6 protein-coding genes are annotated in these 5,945 nt (G+C 32.1%); 3 read left to right on the top strand and 3 right to left on the bottom strand.

Going from position 1 to position 5,945, the window contains the following annotated elements; genetic code table 11:
• Both ACWVCY_RS06925 and ACWVCY_RS06920 read left to right on the top strand, forming a co-directional pair.
• A partial coding sequence (locus ACWVCY_RS06925) for a hypothetical protein (RefSeq protein ID WP_455141459.1) occupies positions 1-664 on the top strand: 664 nt, incomplete at its 5' end.
• On the top strand, positions 661-936 hold the full coding sequence (locus ACWVCY_RS06920; RefSeq protein ID WP_455141457.1) for a hypothetical protein: 276 nt from the start codon (positions 661-663) through the stop codon (positions 934-936). The genes ACWVCY_RS06925 and ACWVCY_RS06920, both read left to right, overlap by 4 nt.
• 35 nt (positions 937-971) lie before the next feature.
• Here ACWVCY_RS06920 and ACWVCY_RS06915 read toward each other — a convergent pair whose 3' ends face one another.
• From ACWVCY_RS06915 to ACWVCY_RS06905, 3 genes are all read right to left on the bottom strand, one after another.
• Positions 972-1,736: a phosphoribosyltransferase family protein gene (locus ACWVCY_RS06915; protein ID WP_455141456.1), complete on the bottom strand. Its 765-nt coding sequence runs from the start codon at positions 1,734-1,736 to the stop codon at positions 972-974.
• 293 nt (positions 1,737-2,029) lie between these two features.
• Positions 2,030-3,763 carry a phosphoenolpyruvate--protein phosphotransferase gene (gene ptsP, locus ACWVCY_RS06910; RefSeq protein ID WP_455141454.1) on the bottom strand — a complete coding sequence of 578 codons (1,734 nt, stop codon included), beginning with the start codon at positions 3,761-3,763 and terminating at the stop codon, positions 2,030-2,032.
• A gap of 4 nt (positions 3,764-3,767) precedes the next feature.
• On the bottom strand, positions 3,768-4,037 hold the full coding sequence (locus tag ACWVCY_RS06905; protein ID WP_455141460.1) for an HPr family phosphocarrier protein: 270 nt from the start codon (positions 4,035-4,037) through the stop codon (positions 3,768-3,770).
• A gap of 571 nt (positions 4,038-4,608) precedes the next feature.
• On the opposite strand from ACWVCY_RS06905, the gene ACWVCY_RS06900 reads away from it, so the two are divergent.
• On the top strand, positions 4,609-5,799 hold the full coding sequence (locus tag ACWVCY_RS06900) for an MFS transporter (protein ID WP_455141452.1): 1,191 nt from the start codon (positions 4,609-4,611) through the stop codon (positions 5,797-5,799).
• The last annotated feature ends 146 nt before the right edge of the window (positions 5,800-5,945 follow it).

Below are 5,945 nucleotides of genomic sequence, written 5' to 3'. Positions count from 1 at the left end.
GGCGACTATGAAACTGAAATCCAAGGGTGTTAGAATAGATATTAGTGTAAAAAAGGGAAATATTAACATTAAGAATTTAGGAAACTCATTGCAGACAGAAGGGTTTCGAATCTCCCCCTCTATACCTAATATGCCCACAATGGCAATTTCTTCATCATTAAAATGTCTTCTGGGGACTGATAAGCTCGAAATTCAGGTAGAGGATTTTTTTAAGCTAAAATCAGACCTATCACAATTACGTAAAGTTGTCCACCCGTATTTAGAACAAGACAATCCCTACCAAATCAATTTTGAATCTTCATATGTGCTTTCAAGTAAACTCGACATTACTGAAATTATGGATGCGATATACAATCCAAGAGCAAAATCACGATTAAAAATGTTTATTGAACCAATTGGCTTTCGTATTGTAATCGAGCATGAGAAAAAACCTTTTATTCTCAGTTTCGAAGGTTCGAGAGAAACTAATGAAGCTTTTTGCTCTGTTGTGTTTTCTACCAATGATAAAAATGATTTTTATCAAGCTCTTGCAAATACAGATAAAGTAATTGATGAATTTTTAAAGAAATTACGATTTTTTGCCAAAAATGAGAAAAATTATCGAACTAGTAGAGCAAAATTAGTAAAAAAAATATCTGAAGAAAAAAGTGGTGAATCTAATTGAAGTTAGAAGCCTATATACAGCATATTTTAGAAAATCCCTCTGAAGAAGTCCTTTTTGAAGCAGGGAAAAAAATCAAAGGATTGACGAAAAAGACAGATGGTGTAATAGCATATGAAGTTAAAATTTTTGCTAAAGAAGTGGGTTCTCTAGCCTCCTTTGCTTCTCCCAAGGCAACTATCATGCAATGGTCTCCTGATAAAATACGAGATTTTATAAATAAGAAAAAGATGAACCTAAGTAAAAAAAGTCTACAATTAGAGATTGATGACTGAAGCTTCAGCTGTATTAAATATTTTAAATCTAACAATTAAGCTATATTGTACAATGTGATTATTTCAGGAGTACTTTTTGCTGAACTAGATTGAACCTTATAATCTTTAGAGATTCCTATTATTGAGATAATTGCCGATACTTCCGCTTTACATTCTTCAACCATATCTAATAAGGTTTGAACCGTTTTTCCAGTACGAATAATATCATCAATAATAAGTACACGATCTTTAGGATTAATTTTCGCTCTTTGAAGATATATCGTTTGTTGTCTATTCTGTTCATAAAGCTGAATAGATTTAGAAAGATACTCTTCGATTCCCAAGGGCGGATCATGCTTTATATAGACCAATGGTATCTCAAATTCTTGAGCGAGAATCAAAGCGAAGGGTGTCCCATCAGTACTTCCTGCCACGATTTTATCAAACTTCTTGTCAAATAATTCTGTTCGAGCAACAATGAAAGCAATTTTTTTCAATAAGTCCAAATCAGAAAGTAGAGCACTTGTGTCTACAAAATATACATCTTGGATTCGCATCCCCAGTATTCCTTTTACAATTAAATTTGCAGGCACTATTTTATCCAGTATAAAAGACAATAGAAAGTTTTTTCTTTCATCAGTAGGAAGAGCTTTTCTATTTATATATCGTGAAAGGTCTGCAACCGAAAAAATCCCCTTTAACACTTGTCTCTTATCAAGTGTATCTTGAAACTTACCTATAATATAATTATTTAGAATAGAAGCCATAGTTTCTAGATTATTATACTCTTCAAAAAGACTAGTCAAGAATTTGACGACCATGATCTTCTCATGGGCATTTTTAAGTTTATCTCTCTTAGAATCTGAAAAAGAATGTTTTTTTTTCAGTGATAACAACTTCCAGTTAATATTTTCAGTTATAATGAAAATTGAAGTATTACAATAAGTTTACAAATCTATGTAAAATCTTTCCTATTTCTGAGTAAAGAGCTGATTAGAAATGAGTTGAACATTGGGACACATTAGCGAAATATTATTATGAAAAAAGGAAAAAAAATCACATTGATAATCATCAAAAGAATAAAATGATCTATTTAGATGATCGTACTTGAGGATTAGAAGAAGCATCGTTTTGATGGTTCAATATATTCATCTAATTTCTTTCGTGCCTGCTCTTGAATATCAAATGGATTTTCTAATGTTAGGAGATTTTCAACCCATCCCTGTAATTCTTGATAGCTCAATTGTTTAACAACGAATTTAACCTTTGGGATATCCTCAGGATTTAAACTCAATTCGTCAATGCCTAAACCGATAAGAATAGGAATTGAAGTAAAATTACTTGCCATTTCTCCGCAGATACCAACCCATTTCTTTTCTTTATGAGCATTGATGACCACTTCTCGGATTAAACGTAAGACTGAAGGTTGAAAATGACTATGAAATATGCTAACATTCGGATTAATTCTATCTGCAGCCATTACATACTGGGTTAGATCATTAGTACCAATACTAAAAAAATCAACATAACGGATGAATTTATCAGAAAGGACTGCAGCACTAGGAGTCTCTATCATAATGCCTATTGATAATTCATCTTTGTAATTCAACTCTTCTTTTATTTTCATAACGATAAGATTTATTGCCTGAATCTCTTCAATTAGAGAGATCATTGGAACCATTATTTTTAGATTTTTCTCTTCATTCGCTAAAATGAATGCTCGGATCATTGTTTCCATCAATTCAGGATGATCATTAGTTAAACGGATTCCTCTCACTCCAAGTGCTGGATTTGGTTCTTTTTCCAAAGGTAGACTAGGAATAGATTTATCAGAACCTAAATCTAAAGTTCTAATAATTACATCATAAGGCTGACATTTTTGAGAAACTTTTTGGAAAATTCTAATAAGTGCCTCTTGCGTCGGTAAAGAAGGTAGTTCTGTATATAAAAGTTCGGTACGGAATAAACCAATTCCTTCTCCACCATTTTTAATAGTGTTTTCAACTTCATCTAAGTTTGCAGCATTTCCTGCTACAATTATTCTTCTCCCATCTTTAGTAATAGCCTCATCCCCCGAAATTTGTTTTAAATATTCTTCCATCTCAAGATTTCTGGTAATTATCTCTTTAATATGATCAATGATCTCTTGAGTCGGATCTATTATTAATTTCCCTTCCTCTCCATCAATTATTGATAGAGTATCTGTTTGAATCTGTGAGAGAATTGCATTACATTCAATTAACAACGGAATTCCCATTGATTTAACAACAATCGAAAGATGTGATGTAAACGTACCATTTTCAAGTACAATCCCTAGAATATTTTTCCTTCCAATTCGAGCTAGATCAGTGACAAATAGATCATTTGCAATTACAATTGAAGGTCTTTTGGGTATTCTCTGAGAAGAAAATTCTCCACTGAGCAGTTCGAGCAAAAAAATTTTAATGTCTCGAATATCGGAGGCCCTTTGTTGAAGATAAGGATCTGAAATACCTTCAATCATACGAGCATATTCTTCTAAGACAGTTTCGACAGCGTACTCAGTGGTATGATGGTTATCCTGGATTTCAGAGGTTGCTTTTGAAATAAATTTTGGATCTTTAAGTACCATTTTTAATGCATTAAAGATTTCACAAATTTCAGAGGTTTCTTCCTCAACAAAATCTTTCGTGAATCTTCTATAATGAGTTTCTGCATTGTCTAAGGTAGACTGAAGCTTCAATAATTCCTGTTCTACCTCCTCTGAAGGTATTTTTTCATCGTTAATTCTTATTTCTTTTTTTGTATAGATAAAGCATGGTCCAATTACACTTTTTTTACTTAGACTTTTGCCTATAAATTGCTCCAAAATTTTACCCTTCTTCTCCTAAACCAGCCTCAATAATTGCCACCAGTTTTTTAATTGACTCATCCTCATCTATTCCATTAGTAATTATTTTAATGGTTGTACCTTTCACTGCACCTAATGTTAAAATATCAAGAAGACTTTTACCATCAGCTGATTTGTTATTACATTCAATTATTATGTCTGAAGTGTATTCTTGTGCTGTTTTTACGAAAAATGCTGCGGGACGAGCATGTAATCCAACAGAATTGATCAAGGTAACTTCGACACTTTGCAGGATTATTCCCTCGTATTAAATCTATTTTTAAGACTATTTTAAGAAATTCTATATCATACAAGATTAAAGCTTTTTATGCATCTTTTATTAATCGTCCAACAAAAAATCCTTATGGATTGGCAATTTTTGGTAGTATATATATTCTAGGTCTAATATATTTGACAGCTAAAGGTGAGAATGAAAAAGAAGATCCGTATTCAAATGTAAATTAGATTGAATAAAACAACAATGCTCTTCAAGATACAGGTTGGTAAATAGGGAAATGATTGATACTTTACAGCTTGCTATCATAATTGCTCAATTATTCATTTCATTTTTATAATTCAGATTTTATGATCAAGAGTTATATTGTATTAAATTAGTAATCTTTAGAAAATCAAATTGATACTTCTGAATTAGTAGGACTGATAATCTAGTAAGAATCCTTAAAAATTGGAGCAGAGATCATTCTAGACATTAATTTTCCCTATTAATTCCTATTTTAACACCATTGAAATTCAATTCCAAGATATCAAATAATAAAACAGATTGATTCTCAACGAGATTCAAAAATATAATAGAAGGTTTAATTATGGAGAAAACTGAACATGTTTCGTTTGTAATTTTTCCTTACAGGTGGATTGTGTTGTTACTTTTTATGTTTGTTGCGATTTTAACCCAAATTATCTGGATTACCTTCGCACCAATAATGAATGAAGTAACAGGTTATTATAATGTAAGTAGCGATACCATATTGTTGCTAGCAGCTAGTTTTATGATCATCTATATTCCAGTGAATTTTCCTGCTTGTTGGTTAATTGAAAAATATGGTTTGAAATGGGGAACTGGAATAGGCGTTATACTCACAGGTATTTTTGGCTTCTTGAGAGCATTTACAGGTCCTAATTTTCTCTTTCTTTTATTTTGTCAGATAATGGTAGCTATTGGTCAACCATTTATTTTAAATTCATTTACAAAAGTTGCTGTCAATTGGTTCCCAGAGGAAGAGAAGGCTACCGCAACTGGTTTAGGTACTATGGCATTATTTATTGGAATAATCATTGTAATGATAGCTACATATCCCCTTTATGAAGTTAATGGTATAGAATTTGTTTTACTTGTCTATGGATTATTATCTTTGATTTCAATGATCCTCTATCTGTTATTTGTAAAAGACAAACCCTCACAACCACCCAATCCGTATTTTCGAGAAAAAATATTGCAGACTAAAGGAATTAGAACTTTATTTAAAAACAGAGATTTTAACTTCCTCGTCTTTCTACTTTTTGCTGGATTAGGGATATTTAACGCGTTGCTAAGTGCCATAGATGATATTTTCAGTCGTTTTTCCCCAGATACTGGGATAATTGGAGGATTGATTATATTTGGCGGTATCTTTGGTGCAGTTATCCTTTCTTCACTCTCTGATAAAATAGGTAAACGAAAAATCTTTTTGAATGTCGGTTTAATTGTAAGTACACCCTTAGCTTTCCTATTGGGGGTTACTGGAGCCAGTGATTTCATCTTAACAATATTATTAGCTTTTCTGTTTGGGTTTATTTTGGTTCCTGCATTACCCGTTGGGTTAACTTATGCAGCTGAAATAACGCATCCTATACCAGAAGAGAGTTCTAATGGAGTTTTAATGATGTTTGGCCAGATAGGGGGAATAATATTTCTAATAGTGCCAGATATGATTCTCTTTGCTGGTGTTTTTGGAATAGCAGCCATTGTGAGCCTCTTAATGAAAGATTCAGATGCTTATAAAGGTAAGAATCAATAATAAGGCATTTCATTTTCTGGGGATTTTATTAACATCGAAGCTATTAGTTTTCATATAGTCCAATCTTTTGTAACATTTTTGTAATTAGGGTCATTCCAATTATTTGTTGCAGGAAAATTAACATGAGGAGGAAAGGAAGGCCACTC

The sequence above is a fragment of the Candidatus Hodarchaeum mangrovi genome (assembly GCF_975850365.1).
Note: the sequence above shows the minus strand (reverse complement) of the source record. Positions and strands in the feature narration are given on the sequence as shown.

Bases quoted from the DNA above. Each gene is read 5' to 3' on its own strand.
- ACWVCY_RS06915 (WP_455141456.1), bottom strand. From the start codon at position 1,736: ATGGTCGTCAAATTCTTGACTAGTCTTTTTGAAGAGTATAATAATCTA.
- ACWVCY_RS06900 (WP_455141452.1), top strand. From the start codon at position 4,609: ATGGAGAAAACTGAACATGTTTCGTTTGTAATTTTTCCTTACAGGTGG.